The organism is Mycobacterium sp. E3198 (assembly GCF_001667015.1).
Classification (GTDB): Bacteria; Actinomycetota; Actinomycetes; order Mycobacteriales; family Mycobacteriaceae; genus Mycobacterium.
In genome coordinates, this window is record NZ_LZIS01000048.1 from 16,446 (window position 1) to 33,195 (window position 16,750).

Annotated in this window: 20 protein-coding genes; 14 read left to right on the top strand and 6 right to left on the bottom strand. The window is 67.9% G+C overall.

The window, feature by feature from the left end:
* The first annotated feature begins 129 nt into the window (after window positions 1-129).
* Entirely contained in the window at window positions 130-870 is a 741-nt protein-coding gene (locus A5673_RS05665; protein ID WP_068228289.1) for an SDR family NAD(P)-dependent oxidoreductase, read from the top strand.
* A gap of 14 nt (window positions 871-884) precedes the next feature.
* Here A5673_RS05665 and A5673_RS05670 read toward each other — a convergent pair whose 3' ends face one another.
* On the bottom strand, window positions 885-2,591 hold the full coding sequence (locus tag A5673_RS05670) for an MOSC and FAD-binding oxidoreductase domain-containing protein (RefSeq protein ID WP_068228292.1): 1,707 nt from the start codon (window positions 2,589-2,591) through the stop codon (window positions 885-887).
* Between the two features lie 149 nt (window positions 2,592-2,740).
* On the opposite strand from A5673_RS05670, the gene A5673_RS05675 reads away from it, so the two are divergent.
* The 8 genes from A5673_RS05675 (at window position 2,741) to A5673_RS05710 (ending at window position 9,731) form a co-directional block, all read left to right on the top strand.
* Window positions 2,741-3,610, top strand: a complete 870-nt coding sequence (locus A5673_RS05675; protein WP_068228295.1) for an alpha/beta fold hydrolase — start codon at window positions 2,741-2,743, stop codon at window positions 3,608-3,610.
* Between the two features lie 41 nt (window positions 3,611-3,651).
* Window positions 3,652-4,344, top strand: a complete 693-nt coding sequence (locus A5673_RS05680; protein WP_068228297.1) for a TetR/AcrR family transcriptional regulator — start codon at window positions 3,652-3,654, stop codon at window positions 4,342-4,344.
* A complete protein-coding gene (locus A5673_RS05685) occupies window positions 4,337-4,990 on the top strand; it encodes a TetR/AcrR family transcriptional regulator (protein ID WP_068228300.1) in 654 nt (217 codons plus the stop codon). The genes A5673_RS05680 and A5673_RS05685 overlap by 8 nt, the downstream gene beginning before the upstream one ends.
* 139 nt (window positions 4,991-5,129) lie before the next feature.
* A complete protein-coding gene (locus A5673_RS05690) occupies window positions 5,130-6,176 on the top strand; it encodes a zinc-binding dehydrogenase (protein WP_068228303.1) in 1,047 nt (348 codons plus the stop codon).
* Between the two features lie 53 nt (window positions 6,177-6,229).
* Complete coding sequence (locus A5673_RS05695) at window positions 6,230-7,111, top strand: DUF427 domain-containing protein (protein WP_068228311.1); 882 nt, start codon at window positions 6,230-6,232, stop codon at window positions 7,109-7,111.
* Between the two features lie 2 nt (window positions 7,112-7,113).
* Window positions 7,114-7,806 (top strand): haloacid dehalogenase type II, encoded by a 693-nt coding sequence (locus A5673_RS05700; RefSeq protein WP_068228313.1) that lies wholly within the window; start codon window positions 7,114-7,116, stop codon window positions 7,804-7,806.
* Between the two features lie 2 nt (window positions 7,807-7,808).
* A complete protein-coding gene (locus A5673_RS05705; protein ID WP_068228316.1) occupies window positions 7,809-9,260 on the top strand; it encodes an NAD(P)/FAD-dependent oxidoreductase in 1,452 nt (483 codons plus the stop codon).
* Window positions 9,261-9,263: 3 nt separating this feature from the next.
* Window positions 9,264-9,731, top strand: coding sequence for a cupin domain-containing protein (locus A5673_RS05710; protein WP_068228321.1), 468 nt, complete (start codon window positions 9,264-9,266; stop codon window positions 9,729-9,731).
* On the opposite strand, the gene A5673_RS05715 is transcribed toward A5673_RS05710, so the two are convergent.
* Window positions 9,725-10,123 carry a VOC family protein gene (locus A5673_RS05715; RefSeq protein WP_068228384.1) on the bottom strand — a complete coding sequence of 133 codons (399 nt, stop codon included), beginning with the start codon at window positions 10,121-10,123 and terminating at the stop codon, window positions 9,725-9,727. The genes A5673_RS05710 and A5673_RS05715 overlap by 7 nt on opposite strands.
* A gap of 103 nt (window positions 10,124-10,226) precedes the next feature.
* On the opposite strand from A5673_RS05715, the gene A5673_RS05720 reads away from it, so the two are divergent.
* Complete coding sequence (locus tag A5673_RS05720; protein WP_068228323.1) at window positions 10,227-11,054, top strand: GntR family transcriptional regulator; 828 nt, start codon at window positions 10,227-10,229, stop codon at window positions 11,052-11,054.
* A gap of 13 nt (window positions 11,055-11,067) precedes the next feature.
* On the opposite strand, the gene A5673_RS05725 is transcribed toward A5673_RS05720, so the two are convergent.
* A complete protein-coding gene (locus tag A5673_RS05725) occupies window positions 11,068-11,295 on the bottom strand; it encodes a hypothetical protein (protein WP_068228325.1) in 228 nt (75 codons plus the stop codon).
* 234 nt (window positions 11,296-11,529) lie between these two features.
* On the opposite strand from A5673_RS05725, the gene A5673_RS05730 reads away from it, so the two are divergent.
* The 3 genes from A5673_RS05730 (at window position 11,530) to A5673_RS05740 (ending at window position 14,454) form a co-directional block, all read left to right on the top strand.
* Entirely contained in the window at window positions 11,530-12,000 is a 471-nt protein-coding gene (locus A5673_RS05730) for a hypothetical protein (protein WP_068228328.1), read from the top strand.
* 198 nt (window positions 12,001-12,198) lie between these two features.
* Window positions 12,199-13,014 carry a lysophospholipid acyltransferase family protein gene (locus A5673_RS05735; protein WP_068228331.1) on the top strand — a complete coding sequence of 272 codons (816 nt, stop codon included), beginning with the start codon at window positions 12,199-12,201 and terminating at the stop codon, window positions 13,012-13,014.
* 24 nt (window positions 13,015-13,038) lie between these two features.
* Window positions 13,039-14,454 carry a wax ester/triacylglycerol synthase family O-acyltransferase gene (locus A5673_RS05740; RefSeq protein ID WP_197518302.1) on the top strand — a complete coding sequence of 472 codons (1,416 nt, stop codon included), beginning with the start codon at window positions 13,039-13,041 and terminating at the stop codon, window positions 14,452-14,454.
* Here A5673_RS05740 and purQ read toward each other — a convergent pair.
* From purQ to A5673_RS05755, 3 genes are read right to left on the bottom strand one after another with little or no spacing between them, the layout of a single operon-like run.
* Window positions 14,421-15,095, bottom strand: coding sequence for a phosphoribosylformylglycinamidine synthase subunit PurQ (purQ, locus tag A5673_RS05745; protein WP_068228336.1), 675 nt, complete (start codon window positions 15,093-15,095; stop codon window positions 14,421-14,423). The genes A5673_RS05740 and purQ overlap by 34 nt on opposite strands.
* Window positions 15,092-15,331, bottom strand: coding sequence for a phosphoribosylformylglycinamidine synthase subunit PurS (gene purS, locus A5673_RS05750; RefSeq protein WP_068228339.1), 240 nt, complete (start codon window positions 15,329-15,331; stop codon window positions 15,092-15,094). The genes purQ and purS overlap by 4 nt, the downstream gene beginning before the upstream one ends.
* Window positions 15,332-15,378: 47 nt before the next feature.
* Entirely contained in the window at window positions 15,379-16,110 is a 732-nt protein-coding gene (locus A5673_RS05755; RefSeq protein ID WP_197518303.1) for an ATPase, read from the bottom strand.
* Between A5673_RS05755 and A5673_RS05760 the strand changes: the two genes are divergently transcribed.
* Window positions 16,087-16,725: an MBL fold metallo-hydrolase gene (locus tag A5673_RS05760; RefSeq protein ID WP_068228345.1), complete on the top strand. Its 639-nt coding sequence runs from the start codon at window positions 16,087-16,089 to the stop codon at window positions 16,723-16,725. The two genes, A5673_RS05755 and A5673_RS05760, sit on opposite strands and share 24 nt — an antisense overlap.
* The last annotated feature ends 25 nt before the right edge of the window (window positions 16,726-16,750 follow it).

Here is a 16,750-nt window from a genome sequence, read left to right on the forward strand (position 1 = left end):
ACCGGCTCAGCTTAGTTAATGGCCGCCATCAGCGACGCCGATAGCCCGGCCGCCCGCGCTGGAATTAAATGGGTGGGCGGAGGCGCTATGCGCTGCGGTATGCGCAGAAATTCGCCGAGGAGGGCTTCGATGGCAACAACACTTGAGGGGTCAACCGCGCTGGTCACGGGCGCCACGTCGGGCATTGGGCGCGCGATCGCGCTGCAACTCGCCGCGCTGGGCGCCGAGGTGGTGGTGCACGGGCGCAGCGCCGAACGCGGCGCCAAGACGGTCCAGGAGATTCAAAACGCCGGTGGGAAAGCGCGTTTCGTCGCGGCCGATCTGTCCGAGGTCGACGACGTCCGGCGCCTGGCGGCCGAGGCGGGCCCGGTCGACATCCTGATCAACAACGCCGGCGTGTACAAGTTCGGTGGGACCGCCGACCTCGATGCGGCGGTTTTCGACGAGCACATCAACATCAACCTGCGCGCCCCGTACCTCCTGGTCCAGCAACTCGTACCCGGCATGGCCGCGCGGGGGGTGGGGGCCGTCGTGAACATCAGCACCCTTGCCGCCACCATTCCGGCGCGGATGGCCGGCGTGTACGGCGCCAGCAAGGCCGGTGTCGAACTGCTGACCAGGGTGTGGGCCGACGAATTCGGCCGGTCCGGGGTGCGGGTGAATGCTGTGCAGGCCGGGCCGACCGAAACATTGGGCACCGCCGCGACCCCCGGTCTCGCCGAGGGCTTTGCCACGGTTACCACGCTCGGCCGAGTCGCCGCGCCCGACGAGATCGCCAGTGCCGTAACGTTTCTGGTCTCTCCGCAGGCGAGCTACGTCAACGGCGCGATCCTGGAGGCCAACGGCGGGCAACTGGCGCTCGCCCCGTAGCGGCTCGACGGCTTTCAGAGGTCCAACACGAGTTCACTACCTGGCGCGGCCGAGCAGATCAGCACCTCACCCTCGCCGGGCTCCTCTAGCGGTGGTTGCACGTATGTCGTCGCCCCGGAAACGACGCCGGTGACGCACACGTGACACACCCCGCTTCGGCAGGAGAAGCGGGTCGGGACATCGCACGCCTCGGCAAGGTCCAGGATGCTCCCGTAGTCCCACGACCAATTGACGGTAAGCCCGCTGCGCGCGAACGTGATTGACGGCCCGGTGCCCGGCGTGCCGGCGGGCGGGTGCGGCGGCGTGCGCTCCCCCATCTCGACGACGCCTGGGTTGATCGCCGGCAAGGCACCGAAGAGTTCGCTGTGGACGCGTGCGGGGTCGAGACCTGCGGCGCTGAAATAATCGCGGACATCGGTCATGAATCGCGTTGGGCCGCAGAGGTAAACGGTGGCATTGGATGGCAGGCCGAGGGCGGCGATCGAATCCCTGTTCACACGGCCCTGCGTTTCGGTGTAGAAGACCCGCGCCCGGGCGTGCGGCAGGGATTCGATGAGCGTCGCGACTTCGCCCGCAAAGGCCTCGCTTTCGCGATTGCGGGTGGTGTGCAACCACCAAACGTCGCGACCGCTGGGCGCCGCCGCCAGCGCGTGCAGCATCGCCAGGACGGGCGTGGCACCGATGCCCGCCGACACGAGGACCACCGGATCGTCGCCCTCGGTGAGATAGAAGTCGCCCCTGGGTGCGGCCGCCTCTATCACCGACCCCGGCTTGGCGTTGGCGTGCAGCCAGCGGCTCACCAGCCCGTGCTCCTCGCGTTTGACGCTGATCCGGTAGACCCCCGCGTCCGGATCACCCGAGAGCGAATAGCTGCGCAGCGGCGCCGGTTCGGCGGCGCCGGCAAGTCGCACGGGGAGGTACTGCCCGGGAAGCGGCGGCGGCAACGGGCTGTGGTCGGCCGACTCGAGGCGAATGGAGAGCACCTGGGGACTTTCCCGGTGAATCTCCGCGACCCGCAACGGGCGAAAGCCGACCCATGGCGGTTCGACCGCGACCGGTGGCGCCGCGGGGCTGCCGGAATCGGCCAGCAGGTCGCGGAAGGACTGTTGCCAGCCGGGGCTGAGCGCCGGGACGTCGACGGCCCTTCTCAGCTGTTCGATGTCGCGCTTCGGCAGGTACAACAGCGCGTCGACGTCGGCCACGGTGAGCTCGTGACGGCCGCGCCGGGTCCGCACGATGTCGTCGCCGGCGCGGACGACGCCCTCGCTGATCACCCGGAAATAGAAGCCGGGGCGGTGTTGGGAGACAAGGAGATTGGGCATTCTGGGTTCGTTGAGGCGCATGCCGACCCGGAAGCACGTCACGCGCGGTTGGCTGACCTCGAATTCCGCCTCGCCTATGCGATAGCGGTCGCCGATGCAGACCTCGTCGTCGGCGAGCCCGGAAATCGTGAAATTTTCACCGAAGTTGCCGGGCACCAGGTCGTCGCGGCCGAGGTACTGCGCCCAGAAGTCATACGACTCCAGCTGGTAGACCATGACCGCGCGTTGTTCGCCGCCGTGGCCGGCAAGGTCGCCCTGGCCGTCACCGTCGAGGTTGAGGCGGCGCGCCATGACCGGCCCCTCGACCGGGGTCTTCCCAATCCCGGTGTAGACGGTTTTGCCGCGCCATCGGACGTCCTTCGGCATGCCCACGTTTACCGAAACAAGCGTGCCCGCCATGTCACCGCCCGCAGCGTGGTCAAACTGGGATAACCGGCCCACAGTATGCCCAGTCGGCCCGAACGGCAACTTGTGCCGAGGCTATTGCGAGCCCGCGCATCAGGTGCATACTGGGATGAATAACCCAGAAATTCTCGAAGGACGTTATTATGCCGGTTGTTCATCATCGATACGCCACCGTCGCCGGTCATCGACTGTTCTTCCGCGAGGCCGGCGATCCCGCAGCGCCGGCGTTGGTGCTGCTGCACGGGTTTCCCACCAGTTCTCACATGTTCCGGAACCTGGTGCCGGCGCTGGCGGACCGCTACCACGTGATCGCGCCGGACCACCTCGGATTCGGGCTCTCGGACGCGCCGCCCGTCGAGGCGTTCGACTACACCTTCGATGCGCTTGCCGACCTGACCGCGGGCCTGCTCGGAACCCTCGGTATCGACCGATACGCCATGTACGTGCAGGATTACGGCGCCCCGATCGGCTGGCGGCTGGCGCTGCGTGACCCCGCCACGATCACCGCGATCATCACCCAGAACGGCAACGGTTACGACGCGGGATTCGTCGAAAGCTTTTGGAAGGTGGTGCAGGCCTACCAGCGCGAGCAGACGCCCGACACCGAGGCCGCGGTTCGGCAATTCCTCACGCTGGACGCCACGCGGTGGCAATACCTCACCGGCGTCGCCGACGAGACACTCGTCGACCCGGACTGCTGGCATCACGCTTACGCGCTGATCTCCCGACCCGGCAACGAAGAGGTGCAGCTGAAGCTGCTGCGGGACTACGCCACCAACGCACCGCTGTATCCCCGCCTCCACGAATACTTTCGCGCCAACCGCGTGCCGCTGCTGGCGGTGTGGGGCCGCGGCGACGAGATCTTCGGACCGGCCGGCGCGCAGGCGTTCGCCGACGATCTGCCGGACGCCGAGATCCATCTGCTCGACGGCGGGCACTTCCTGCTCGAGTCCGCGCTGGACGAGGCCACGGCCCTGATCCGCGACTTCCTCGGCAGGGCATCAATGGGTTGAAGATCCCATAGTTCGCGGCGCCCGCGGGTTAGCCTGACGCGATGGCCCATCCCGACGTTCAGGACGAACAACGGTTGACCGCCAAGGGGCGTGCCACCCGCGACCGGATCGTGGAAGCGGCCGCCCAGCTCATCGTCACCGAAGGCCTGTCCGCTTCGAACATGGAGAACGTGCGCAGGGCAGCATCGGTCAGCGGCTCGCAGCTCGCGCACTATTTCACCGACAAGGGCGCGCTGATCCGCGCGGTCGTCAGGCGCCAGATGGCGGTGGTTCTCGACTTTCACCGCCAGCCCCGGCTGCACGGCCTGCGCTCGTTCGACGACTTCGAGCGCTGGATCGGCCTCAACATGCGCTACCTCAAGCGCATCGGATACTTCGGCACGCCCACCTACCACGCCCTCGCCGCGCAGTTGGCGAAGTCCGACGATGCGACGCGCGAAACACTGGGCGCGGGCTATCGGCAATGGATCGACCTGATGGCGCAGGCGATTCAAACAATGAAGGACGACGGGGTCGTGGTCGCGGACGCCGACCCGCGGCGGTTGGCGATGGTCATCGTGTCCGCCCACCAGGGCGGCGGCACCCTGGCGTTCACCTATCGGGCGGAATGGCCGCATGCCGACGCGGTCCGCTTCGCGGTCAACTATCTGCGCATGTTCGCCACCGACCCCGCAGAACGCGTTCCGCGGCGGGCGCCGCGCGCCCGCCGCCGGCGTGGGCGGCAACATGAATGACGACAGCGAATCGCGATACACCCGCAAGGGATTGGCGACCCGGGCGCGAATCGTCGAGGTCGCCGCGCGGCTGATGTTCGAACGAGGGGTCGCCAACACCAGCATCGACCACGTGCGACGCGCCGCGGGCGTCGGCGGCTCGCAGATCTCCCACTACTTCCGCGACAAGCGCGATCTGACCCGTCACGTCGTCGCCGCGCGCCGCGACGACGTTCAGGCCTTCCACACGCAACCGACGCTGGGCGCCCTCGATACCATCGACGCCCTGCAGGCGTGGGCCGACGCCATCGTGGCCGACATCGACACGGTGTACCGCGTCGGCGGTTGCGTCTACGGCTCGCTGGCCGGCGAGTTGATCGATTCCGACGACGAAATGCACGACGACCTCTCCACCGGCTACGACCGGTGGCTCGAGCTTTTTCAGGGTGGCCTCACCGTAATGCGGCGCCGCGGCGATCTGCGACCCGACGCCGACCCCCGACATCTGGCCGTGTCGCTGGTCGTCGCGCACCAGGGCGGAGCGCTGGTCACGCACGCCACCGGTGATGCCGAACCGCTGCGCTGTGCGGTCAACGCCGCCGTCGACTACGTGCGCTCCTTTGCACCGCATTCCGCTTCGCGCCGCAAGCGGGCGGCGCGCCGGTGAAGCCCGAGCGAATTGCCGGGGCCGCCGACTGGACAGACTGGGTCTGTTCGCCCATAATATTGGGATAGCTAGCCCAATCGCCCGATGCGCGCGGTGGGCAGATCCGAAGGCCACCAACCAGCCGGGAAGAAGGCGGCAAGTGTCTGCGACCGTTTCACCCCAACTGCCTACTGCACCGGCGATGGTGAGGGAGCGGTCCGGCGGGGAGACCATGCGCGCGATCATCCTCACCGGGTTCGGCGGGCTCGACAACCTCGTCTACACCGACATTCCCAAGCCGCTGCCCAGGGACGGCGAAGTTGTCATCCGGGTGAAAGGCTTCGGCATCAACCACGCCGAAATCCACATGCGCCGAGGGGAATGGGCGGAAGCCGCCGAGGTCAGCGGGATCGAATGCGTCGGCATCGTCGACTCGTGCCCCGGAGGCGAATTTCCGGTCGGCGCCAAGGTGGCGGCCCTGATGGGCGGCCTTGGGCGAACGATCAACGGCAGCTACGCGGAGTACACCCGCGTGCGCGCGGCGAACGTCGTCCTGATCGAGTCCGACCTGCCGTGGTCACAGCTTGCTGCGCTGCCGGAAACCTTCGCGACGGCGTGGACGTGCCTGTTCCGCAACCTCGAATTGACGGCAGGGCAGACGTTGGTGATCCGCGGGGCGACCTCGGCGTTGGGCCAGGCGGCGCTGAAAATGGCCGTGGCCGCCGGCGCGAACGTCATCGCGACCGCCCGTAGCCGCGAGCGCTTTCGGATGCTCGAAAGGTTGGGAGCGGTCCGCGTCGAGTTGGAGCGCCGCGACCTTGCCGCCCACATCGCCGAGGCCAAGCAGATCGATGCGGTCCTCGATTTCGTCGGCAACAGCACCATCCTCGACTCGCTCGACATGCTGCGCCGCGGCGGTTCTGCCTGCCTGGCCGGCTGGCTGGGCGGACTCGCCCCGATCGGCGATTTCAACCCCCTCGCGCGGATGGCCAGCGGCGTGAACTTCACCTTCTTCGCCAGCCCCGTCTTCGGCAATCCGGGCTTCCCGGTGTCGGACGTGCCGCTGAGCGACATCGCACAGCAGGTGGCGGACGGCAAACTCGAGGCAGCCCCGGCGCGCGTTTTTTCGTTCGACCAGATTCACGAGGCGCACCGGGTGGCGGAGTCGGGAGAAGCCGGCGGCAAGGTTGTTGTTGTCATGGACTGACGGCGACGCATCTTGGCTCAGCGAATAATCTTCGCCAACGAGGGGACAGCACAGTGGGTTTGGCATGGCAGCAGGGACCATTGGCAACCGGATCGGTGGGTCACTTCCTCACCGGGCAGCCCATGCCGCCGCGGCTGCTCTTCGCCGAGCCGTTGCGGCGCCGCATGCGGGTGCGCTTCGCGGACGCCTGGATCGCCGACAGCGAGGACGTCGTCCTGTTACACGAGCCCGGTCGCTACCCGGTTGCCTACTTTCCCGTCGGCGACGTCGAAGCGGGAATTTTGACCGCCGAAGACCGGGTCACCCAGCACCAGGACCTCGGCGAAACGCAGTGGTTCACCGTCAAAGTCGCCGAGCAGCAGGCCGATCACAGCGCGTGGCAACACGCGCGGGTTCCGCCCCACGCGGCGGTCCTGGACGGTCGGCTGGCATTCGCCTGGCGCGCGATGGACGCCTTCTACGAGGAAGACGAACGCATCGTGGGGCATGCCGCGGACGCCTACCACCGCATCGACATCCGTTCCACCTCACGGCATCTGGTCGTCCGCGACGGTGAGCGGGTGATCGCCGACACGAAGCATCCACTGGCGCTGTACGAATCCGGCTTTGCGCCTCGCTGGTACGTCGCGCGCGAAGACATCGACGAAGTCGCACTCAAACCTGTTGATCTTCAAACCTTTTGCCCATACAAGGGGATATGCTCCTACTACGACATCGGCGGACACCAGCGCGCCGCGTGGTCTTACCTCAACGCATGGCCCGAGGTCGGCCGGGTCACCGATCTGGTGTCGTTCGAGCCCGATAAGATCGACGTATACCTCGACGGCAACCGGCTTCAACTGGAACCTGGCCAAACTGTCCTTGCCCACGGTGTCGACCGGGGACTCGACACCGATGAGGTGCTCGGCACGACAACGAGAAGGGCCACGGTTTGACCATGCGACCTCTTACGCCGTCGGTGCTCGTTTTCGACGTCAACGAGACGCTCCTTGACATCGAGTCGCTGGCACCGCTTTTCGGGGAGAAGTTCGGTGACAAGCGGGTACTTCGCGAATGGTTCCCGCAACTCGTCATGTATTCGATGACCGCCACGTTGACGGAAAGCTACGTGACCTTCTCGGTGCTGGCCCAGGGGTTGCTGCGCATGTTCGGCGACATCTACCAGGTGGCCATCACGGACGACGATCTGGGTCGCCTGAAGGCCGGCCTGCTGACCATGCCGGCGCACCCGGATGCCGCGGATGGGCTTGCTGCGCTGCGCGATAGCGGCTTCCGGCTGGTCACCCTCACCAACTCGCCACCCAACCCCGACGGACCCACGGCGCTGCAGAATTCGGGCCTGGACCACTTCTTCGAACAACAGTTGAGCGTCGACGCTTGCCGCGCGTTCAAGCCGGCGCCGGCGGTGTACCGGCACGTATGCGAGACGCTCCAGGTGGCGCCCACCGACTGCATGATGGTCGCCGCGCACGTGTGGGACACCCTCGGCGCGCAACACGTCGGCTTCAGCTCCTCGCTCATCACGCGGCCGGGCAATCCACCGCTGCCGGTTGACGGGTTGGCGCAACCGGACGTCGTCGTCAGTGACCTGCGCCAGCTGGCCGCGCGACTCATCGAGGGGCGGCGCTGACGATGGCACCGGGCACGGAACACGAATTCGACGTCGTCGTGCTCGGCGCCGGACCGATCGGGCAGAACGTCGCCGAGCGCGCCCGCGCCGCCGGTCTCAGTGTCGCGATGGTCGAGCGCGAACTGGTCGGGGGCGAATGTTCGTATTGGGCGTGCGTGCCCAGTAAGGCGTTGCTGCGACCGGTCATCGCCGTCTCGGACGCCCGCCGCGTCGACGGCGCACGGGAAGCGGTCAGTGGTTCCATCAACAGCGCAGGGGTCTTCGGTCGCCGTGACCGCTACGTCACCGACTGGGACGACACCGGCCAGGCCGACTTCGTGCGCGGGCTCGGCGCCACCCTGATACGCGGGCACGGGCGGCTGGCCGGCCCCCGGCGAGTCGCCGTCAGCGCGCCCGGGGGTGAGCAGCCGGCGCTGACGGCGCGGCACGCGGTCGTGGTGTGCACGGGCAGCCGGCCCGCGCTCCCCGATCTGCCCGGCATCGCCGAGGCCAAACCGTGGACCAACCGCGAGGCGACGGACAGCAGCTATGTCCCCGAGCGGCTCGCCGTCGTCGGCGCCGGCGGCGTGGGTGTCGAAATGGCCACGGCGTGGCAAGGATTGGGCTCGCGGGTGACCCTGCTGGCGCGCGGTTCCGGGCTGCTGCCCCGGATGGAGCCCTTCGTGGGTGAACTCATCGCCCGCGGGCTGTCCGACGCCGGCGTGGACGTGCGCCTGGGCGCGGCGGTGCGCGCGCTGCGCCGCCGCGACGGCGGGCAGGTGGTCCTCGAATTGGACGACGGATCCGAATTGGCCGTCAGCGAAGCGCTTTTCGCCACCGGACGGGCGCCGCTCACCGACGACATCGGCCTCGAGACCGTCGGGCTAACACCGGGCAGCTGGCTCGACGTCGACGACACCTGCCGTGTCACGGCCATCGAGGGCGGTTGGCTCTACGCGGCGGGCGACGTCAATCACCGGGCCCTGCTGACCCATCAGGGCAAGTACCAGGGACGCGTCGCCGGCGCGGCGATCGGGGCCCGCGCCGCGGGACAGCCATTGGACACCTCGCCGTGGGGCGCGCACGCGACCACCGCCGACCATCACGCGGTGCCGCAGGCCTTCTTCACCGACCCGGAAGCCGCGGCCGTCGGGCTGACGGCGCAGCAGGCGCAGGACGCCGGCCACCGGATCCGCACGGTCGACGTGGAGATCGGAGACGTCGTCATGGGGGCCAAGCTCTACGCGGACGGATACACCGGTCGGGCCCGGATGGTGGTCGATGTGGACCGCGGCCACCTGCTCGGGGTGACGCTGGTCGGTCCCGGCGTCACCGAGATGCTGCACTCGGCCACCATCGCCGTGGCCGGTCAGGTGCCCGTCGACCGGCTGTGGCACGCCGTCCCCTGCTTCCCGACGGTCAGCGAGCTTTGGCTGAGGCTGCTCGAGGCCTATCGGGACGCGGCGGATAATTGACGCATGGCGACTTCAGACGGATTTCATCCAGACTTCGACGACGCCGCGGCGCGCGTCGCCCGAAACCGGGTGCACCACATCCGGGCGTCGGACATCAGTTCCGATACCGCGCAATCCGAGGGCCTGCGCCGCTTCGCGGCCCTGTCCGGCACGTCGGTCGGCGCCGAGAAGCTGTGGATGGGCGAGACACACGCGGCACCGGCGACCGCCTCGTCGAACCACCATCACGGCGAATCGGAAACCGCGGTCTACGTCCGAAGCGGCAACCCGGAGTTTGTCTTTCACGATGGCGTTCAAGAGGTTCGCATTTCGACCGCGCCCGGCGATTACGTCTTCATCCCGCCGTACCTGCCGCACCGCGAAGAGAACCCCGATCCGACTTCGGCCGCCGAGGTCGTGATCGCGCGCAGCACCCAAGAGGCCGTCGTCGTCAATCTTCCCGAGCTTTATCCACTGAAAAGCGCTCAGTAGACGGCTATTTCGACGAGGTTTCCGTCGATGTCGCGACAGTAGTGCGAGGTCATCGGCCCGAGCGCGCCGGTCTTCATGACCGGTCCCGAAACGATGCCGACGCCGCACGCGGCGAGATGGGCGCGGACCTCGTCCGGGGTTGCCCGCGTGATGAAGCACAGGTCCGCGGAGCCCGCGGCTTCGACGGATCCGGTGACCCAGTCGGGATCGTCGGCCAGCGCCCCCACCGGTCGCAGGTTGATCTTCTGATCTCCGAAGCACATCGCGGTTCTCCCGGACGGCCCGAAGGTCTCCCGCCGCATGCCCAGGACCCGCTCGTACCACGACGCGGTGGCCTCGACGTCCCTGCAATTCAGCACGACATGGTCGATCCGTTCGACCGCGAATCCCACGTTGTGCCCTCCCGACCGCTGTGGCGCCGTCAGTCCGGTCGCGCCGACTTCGAGCATGGCGTGCGCCGTTGACAACGCGCCATAAGACGTTTTAATACGTCTCATGGGTCCGGGGGCGCTCGATCTCGAGGCGGCGGACCTGCGGGTGCGGCGCGGCAGCGTGCCCGCGAGCACCCAGCTCGCCGAAGCGCTCAAAGCCGCGATCGTCAAGCAGGGCCTCCCCCGTGGCGGCCGCCTGCCCACCGAGCGCGAGTTGATCGATCGCACGGGTTTGAGCCGGGTGACCGTGCGCGCGGCGGTGGGACTTCTCGAGCGGCAGGGGTGGCTGGTTCGCAGGCAGGGCCTGGGCACGTTCGTGTCCAACCCGGTGAACCAGGAACTCGACGCCGGCGTGCGCATGATCACCGAGGTGTTGGCGAGCTCCGGCATCACCCCGCAGGTGGAGGTGCTCTCGCACCACGTAGGCCCGGCGCCGCAGCGGATCGCCGAAGTCCTGGGCATCGCCCAGGTCCTCTGCATCAACCGGCGTTTCCGGGACGGCGACCTGCCCCTTGCCCTGATGACGATCTACTTTCCGCCGGGGTTGGGCCCAGCGGTCGAGCCGTTGATCTCGACGGCGCCTGGCGCGGAAACCGAGTACGCCATGGAAAGCACCTACTCGATGTGGGAGCAGCGGCTCGGGGTCCGCATCGCCCGGGCCCGCCATGAGATCCATGCGGCCGGCGCCTCTCTCGAGGTGGCCGGCGCGCTGGCTGTGCCGTTGGGCTCGCCGGTGCTGGTGCTCGAGCGCACCAGCTACGGCGAGGACGACAAGGCCCTCGAAGTGGTCGAATTCCACTATCGGCCAGAGCGGTACCGGTTTTCGGTCACCCTGCCGCGAACGATGCCCGAGGCCGGCGCCGGGATGGTCGAGCGGCGCGATCGCGCGTGACCAGCGGCGCAGCTCAGCCCATTGTCAAAATTGCCATGGCGGCCAGCGCGATGATCGTCCCAAGGGCTACCAGTATCACCGTGATTGCGGCGCGCACGATTTCGTCTTCGCTGGGTCGCCAGCGCGGCATGACGGTCTCGACTCGCCAGGCTAATGCCCTTGTTTTGGTGGATTCATCATCCGCATCCTCATGCCCGTTCATCGGGACGCTAGAAACCAAGGCGTGTATCGCGGTGGTCATGTCGGCCGGCCCTGACGATGCGTGCGCCCGGATTGGTTAGTTGCGGTCAACGACGACACCCCCTTTTTCTCCTGGAACCAACGGTAGAAAAGTGAAGTCACTATTGGGACTAAGGCGACTAACGGTACGGGCACGCAGCCCATCGCTTCGCTCAGCCAATTCTCAACAATTTCTTCGGTCCCGGCTAGCTCGGCTCCCAGGATCCGCAAAGCCGCCGGGCTCACCATCTAACTCATGACGAGTGAGCCGCTCTGCGCAGAACTGGTCGAGCGCTACCTGTGCACGCGCGGCAGCCGGTATTTCCGCGGCCACCACGACGGCGAGTTCTTCTACGTCGCCAACACCCGTCCGCGGAGGCTGCACGTCCACCTCGAGGTCTGCCCGACGCACGGCGACGTGCTGATGATCCGGGTGACCCCCGCATGTTTCTTCCCCGCCACCGACCGTCCCTGGCTGTCCCACTTCGCCGACATGTGGAACGCGCAGGATCGTGAGGTCATCGCGATCGTGCACGGATCATCCGACCCTCAGCGCATCGGCGTGGTGGCGCGCAGGTCGCAGTGGATCCGCAAGGGAGTCACGTTCGAGGATTTCGCGTCCTTCGTCGACGCCGCGATCGCGGACGCGATCGACCTGTTCGGCCAGTTGGCCCCTGCCGTCGAGTTGCCGCCCGCGGAGCATCCGATGCTGCTCGACGCCGGCTGAGGCACGTACGCCTCGCCAAGCCCGCCAGCGTAACGCCACGGCGAAATCATGGGCGGTATTTCGCAGTGGCGTTACGCTCGGCGACCCGCCGGCGCTGTCGACAGCAAACTGATAATGGTATTCTCCAAAATAGAGAGTGTTCTATGTCACTGACGGCCGAGGTTTGGGATCGGCAACGCATCGGCAATACGGGGGGCCATGATGGGCGGCGGAGCGGACTCGGCGCGCAATCCCGAGACTGCGAAGTGGGACCCGGCGTTCACGGAACAGGTCAGCAAAGCCGTGAGCCCGATCGTCAGGCGCTGGTATCGCGCCGAGGTGCGCAACATCGAAAACGTGCCGGCGACCGGTGGGGTGTTGGTGGTGTCCAACCACTCGGGCGGCATGCTGACGCCCGACGTGTTGATCTTTGCGCCAGCCTTCTACGACAGGTTCGGGTACGACCGCCCCGTCTACACGCTGGGCCACTACGGCCTGTTCATCGGGCCCCTCGACGGATGGCTGCGCCGCCTCGGGGTGATCGAGGCGAGCCGGGAAAACGCCGCCGCCGCCCTGCGTTCAGGCGCGGTGGTGCTGGTTTTCCCCGGCGGCGACTACGACTCCTACCGACCCACCTTCAGCGCGAACACCATCGACTTCAACGGCCGCACCGGCTACGTGCGGACCGCTATCGAGGCGGGGGTGCCGATCGTTCCAACCGTGTCCATCGGTGCCCAGGAGACCCAGCTGTTTCTGACCCGCGGCAACTGGCTGGCTCGCAAGCTGGGGCTCACCAGGGCCCGCATGGACATCCTCCCCGTGAGCTTCGGCTTCCCGTTCGGTCCGAGCGTGATCTTCCCGCCCAACCTGCCGCTGCCGGCAAAGATCGTGACCGAGGTGCTCGAGCCGGTCGACGTCACCGCCCGCTTCGGCAGCGACCCCGACGTCGACGAGGTCGACGCCCACGTACGCGCCGTGATGGAGGCCGCGCTCAAGCGGCTGGCCGGCCAGCGCCGCCTCCCCATACTGGGCTGACGCATCGGCGGGGCGAGGTGGCGTGTGAAAAGACTCAACGGCATGGACGCCATGCTGCTGTACAGCGAGACGCCGAACCTGCACACGCACACGCTGAAGGTCGCCGTCCTCGACCCTTCCGATTGCGAGGGTGATTTCGGGTTCGAGGCGTTCCGCCGCCACGTGCGGCGCCGCCTGCATCTGTTGGAACCGTTGCGCTACAAGCTCGTCGACATTCCCTGGCGACTGCATCACCCGATGTGGCAGGAGAACTGCGAGGTCGACCTGGACTACCACCTGCGCCGGACGACCGTGCCCGCACCCGGGGGGCGGCGCGAGCTCGACGGCCTCGTCGGCGAGATAGCCTCCACGCCACTGGATCGCGATCGCCCGCTGTGGGAATTCCACTTCGTCGAGGGCCTGGCCGGGGGTCGATACGCGTTGATCGGCAAGGTCCACCACGCGCTGGCCGACGGCGTCGCCTCGGTCAACCTCCTGGCCCGCGCGATGGACCTCAAGGACGGGACGACCGACGAGCGGGACAACGACGAAGCCGGCGTCACACCGTCGACGGCGGAGCTGCTGCGTGCCGCCGGGCGCGACCACGCGCGGCAAGTCGCCGCGCTGCCGGGCCTGATCAGGGACGCGGCCGTGGGATTGACGCGGGTCCGGCGTCGCTCACGCCAGCGCGGGCACCACCCCGAGATCGCCGATGCTTTTGACGCGCCACCCACCTTTCTCAACCACGTCGTGTCGCCGAGGCGGCGGTTCGCCAGTGCGACGCTGCCGCTGGCCGACGTCAAGGCGACGTCCAAGGCGCTGGGTGTCACGACGACCGACCTGGTGCTGACGACGGCGGCCGGTGGGCTGCGAAAGCTGTTGCTGGCCTACGACGGAGCGGCCGACCGACCGATCATCGCGTCCGTGCCGACCGCCACCGACAAGTCGGACCGGATCACCGGCAACGAGATCAGCGGCCTGTCGATTTCGCTGCCCGTGCACATCGCCGACCCGACCGGACGGGCGCGGCTGGTCGCGCTGGCGACCCGGATTGCCAAGGAGGACCACGAAATCCTGGGCCCTCGGCTCTACGAGCGGATGATGACCTATCTGCCGACCGCGATCGCCCCGGCCGCGTTTCGCTGGCTGGCTTGCCGAGAAGCGCCCAACAAGATGATGAACGTCGCGGTGTCCAGCGTCGTTGGCCCCCGGGAGCGTGGCCACTTCGGCGGTGCCGCGGTCAGCGAGATCTACTCGACCGGTGTGCTGTCGCCGGGTGCGCCGGTCAACATCACCGTGTGGAGCTACGTCGACCAGCTCGGCATCGCGGTCCTCACCGACGACCGAACGTTCGACGATCCGCACGAAGCGACCGACGCGCTCGTCGGCGCTTTTGACGAATTACGCAGTGCGGCAGGGATTCCCGCTCAAGCGGCCAGCACGGCGTCCAGCGCCGAATAGAACAGGCCCAGGCCGTCGTCGGACGGGCCCGTCAGCGCTTCGATGGCGTGTTCCGGATGCGGCATCAGCCCGACGACGCGACCGTTTGCGGAGCTGATGCCGGCGATGTCGTGCAGCGAGCCGTTGGGGTTGTCGAGGTAGCGGAACACGACCCGGCCCTCGCCCTCGAGCTCGTCGACCACGTTCTCGGGTGCCACGTAGCGGCCCTCGCCGGACTTCAGCGGCACCAGCAGGTCAGCGCCCCACTCGAAACGCGACGTCCACGCCGTCGAGATCGACGCCACCCGCAGCCACACGTCGCGGCAGACGAAGTGCAACCCGGCGTTGCGGGTCAGCGCCCCCGGCAGCAAGCCGGCCTCGCAGAGCACCTGAAAACCATTGCAGATACCCAGGACCGGCATGCCGCGCCGCGCGGCGTCGACCACTTCGGCCATCACGGGGGCGAACCGGGCGATCGCGCCGGCCCGCAGGTAGTCGCCGTAGGAGAAACCGCCGGGCACCACCACGGCGTCGACTCCCTTCAGGTCGGCGTCGGCGTGCCACAGTGCGACCGCCTCGGCCCCGACGCGCCGCGCCGCCCGGGCGGCGTCCACGTCGTCGAGCGTCCCGGGGAAGGTGATGATGCCGATCCGCGCCGTCACTGCGACTCCCGGCTGATCGTCCAGTCCTCGATCACCGTGTTCGCCAACAGCGATTCGGCGATCTCCGCGAGCTCGGCGTCACCGATGGTGTCATCCACCTCGAGCTCAAACCGCTTGCCCTGCCGGACATCTGAGATACCGGGGTGGCCGAGCCGCCCCAGCGCACCGACAATCGCCTGGCCCTGCGGGTCGAGAATCTCCGCTTTGGGCATCACATGAACGACCACACGGCTCACCGGCGCTCCTCCTCAGGGTGCATTTCGGCGCCAACTCTACCGGCAGGTCAGGGGCACGAGGCGATGTAGGCGTCGCACAGCGGCGCGGTCAGGGCGTTGAGCACCGGATCGTCCCCCATCGCCGGCCAGGACACCTGGGGCGGCCCCGACGACCACAGCGTGAGCTCGGTGACCGTGCTGCTCGCCGCGTGGGCGACCAGGTAGGTGTGCATGACGACCGGACCGCTAATGACCGCGGCCATCCGATTCAGTTCGTCGCTGGTGATCGACGGCGACTCTGCGGGGGCGCGCTGCTGGCAGGCGCGAAGGGCGCCGACGGCACTGCTGAACACCGCAGCCGCCAGCTGGCCGCCGCGAGCCGTGTCACCGCGCCAGTGCAGGATTTCCGCCCGCAGCTGCCACTGCCCCTCCGGGTGGGTGACCGTCGCGCCGGCCGCGACCGCGAAGTCGCGGGGATCCCGCGGCAGCGCCGGCGAGTCACACAGCTCCTCGAAGCGAAACCTCGGCGTCCCCGTGCCTGTCAGGGGGACCGCCGCACCGGCCAGCGCGGGCCAGTTGAACACCGCATCCAGCGGCACCGCGTGCTGCCGGATCCACGCGCTGTTGGGGATCTGGTCGCAGGTGGTCGGGCACGTCTCAGGGTCAGCGTGCGCGGGTACCGCGGCGATCAGGGCCACCGCACAGCCACCGACCAGCAGCATGGCGGCCAGGATCACCCGCATCGGCATCACCCCTATCGGGGCACAATCGTAGTCATGCAACTGACGCATTTCGGCCACTCATGCTTACTTGCCGAGTTCGACAACACGCGTGTGCTCTTTGACCCCGGTACCTTCGCGCACGGTTTCGAGGGAATCACCGGCCTGACCGCCATCCTGATCACCCACCAGCACCCCGACCACGTCGACGTCGGGCGGCTCCCGTCGCTGCTGGAGGGCAACCCCGACGCGGCGCTGTACGCCGATCCGCAAACCACGGCGCAGCTGGGCGAGCCGTGCCGGGCGGTGCACGTCGGCGACGAGCTGCGGATCGGGCAGCTGACCGCGCGGGCCGTCGGCGGTCGGCACGCCGTGATCCACCCGGAAATCCCCGTGATAGAAAACATTTCGTTTCTGATCGGCGATTCAGAACATCCCGCGAGGCTGATGCACCCCGGCGACGCGCTCTTCGTCCCCGACGAACCGGTGGACATCATGGCCACCCCCGCGGCGGCCCCGTGGATGAAGATCGCCGAGGCCGTCGACTACCTGCGCGCGGTGGCACCGGCACGCGCGGTGCCCATCCACCAGGGCATCATCGCCCCGGAGGCCAGGGGCATCTACTACGGCCGGTTGTCCGAGATGACCAGCACCGACTTCCAGGTGCTGCCCGAAGAGGACGCGGTCACCTTCTGACCAAGCCCCCGTCGAGCGTCACGCT

Bases quoted from the DNA above. Each gene is read 5' to 3' on its own strand.
- A5673_RS05705 (WP_068228316.1), top strand. From the start codon at position 7,809: ATGGCACCGGGCACGGAACACGAATTCGACGTCGTCGTGCTCGGCGCC.
- A5673_RS05665 (WP_068228289.1), top strand. From the start codon at position 130: ATGGCAACAACACTTGAGGGGTCAACCGCGCTGGTCACGGGCGCCACG.
- A5673_RS05670 (WP_068228292.1), bottom strand. From the start codon at position 2,591: ATGGCGGGCACGCTTGTTTCGGTAAACGTGGGCATGCCGAAGGACGTC.
- A5673_RS05700 (WP_068228313.1), top strand. From the start codon at position 7,114: ATGCGACCTCTTACGCCGTCGGTGCTCGTTTTCGACGTCAACGAGACG.
- A5673_RS05680 (WP_068228297.1), top strand. From the start codon at position 3,652: ATGGCCCATCCCGACGTTCAGGACGAACAACGGTTGACCGCCAAGGGG.
- A5673_RS05730 (WP_068228328.1), top strand. From the start codon at position 11,530: ATGACGAGTGAGCCGCTCTGCGCAGAACTGGTCGAGCGCTACCTGTGC.
- A5673_RS05710 (WP_068228321.1), top strand. From the start codon at position 9,264: ATGGCGACTTCAGACGGATTTCATCCAGACTTCGACGACGCCGCGGCG.
- A5673_RS05725 (WP_068228325.1), bottom strand. From the start codon at position 11,295: ATGACCACCGCGATACACGCCTTGGTTTCTAGCGTCCCGATGAACGGG.
- A5673_RS05675 (WP_068228295.1), top strand. From the start codon at position 2,741: ATGCCGGTTGTTCATCATCGATACGCCACCGTCGCCGGTCATCGACTG.
- A5673_RS05735 (WP_068228331.1), top strand. From the start codon at position 12,199: ATGATGGGCGGCGGAGCGGACTCGGCGCGCAATCCCGAGACTGCGAAG.
- A5673_RS05685 (WP_068228300.1), top strand. From the start codon at position 4,337: ATGAATGACGACAGCGAATCGCGATACACCCGCAAGGGATTGGCGACC.
- A5673_RS05720 (WP_068228323.1), top strand. From the start codon at position 10,227: ATGGGTCCGGGGGCGCTCGATCTCGAGGCGGCGGACCTGCGGGTGCGG.
- A5673_RS05760 (WP_068228345.1), top strand. From the start codon at position 16,087: ATGCAACTGACGCATTTCGGCCACTCATGCTTACTTGCCGAGTTCGAC.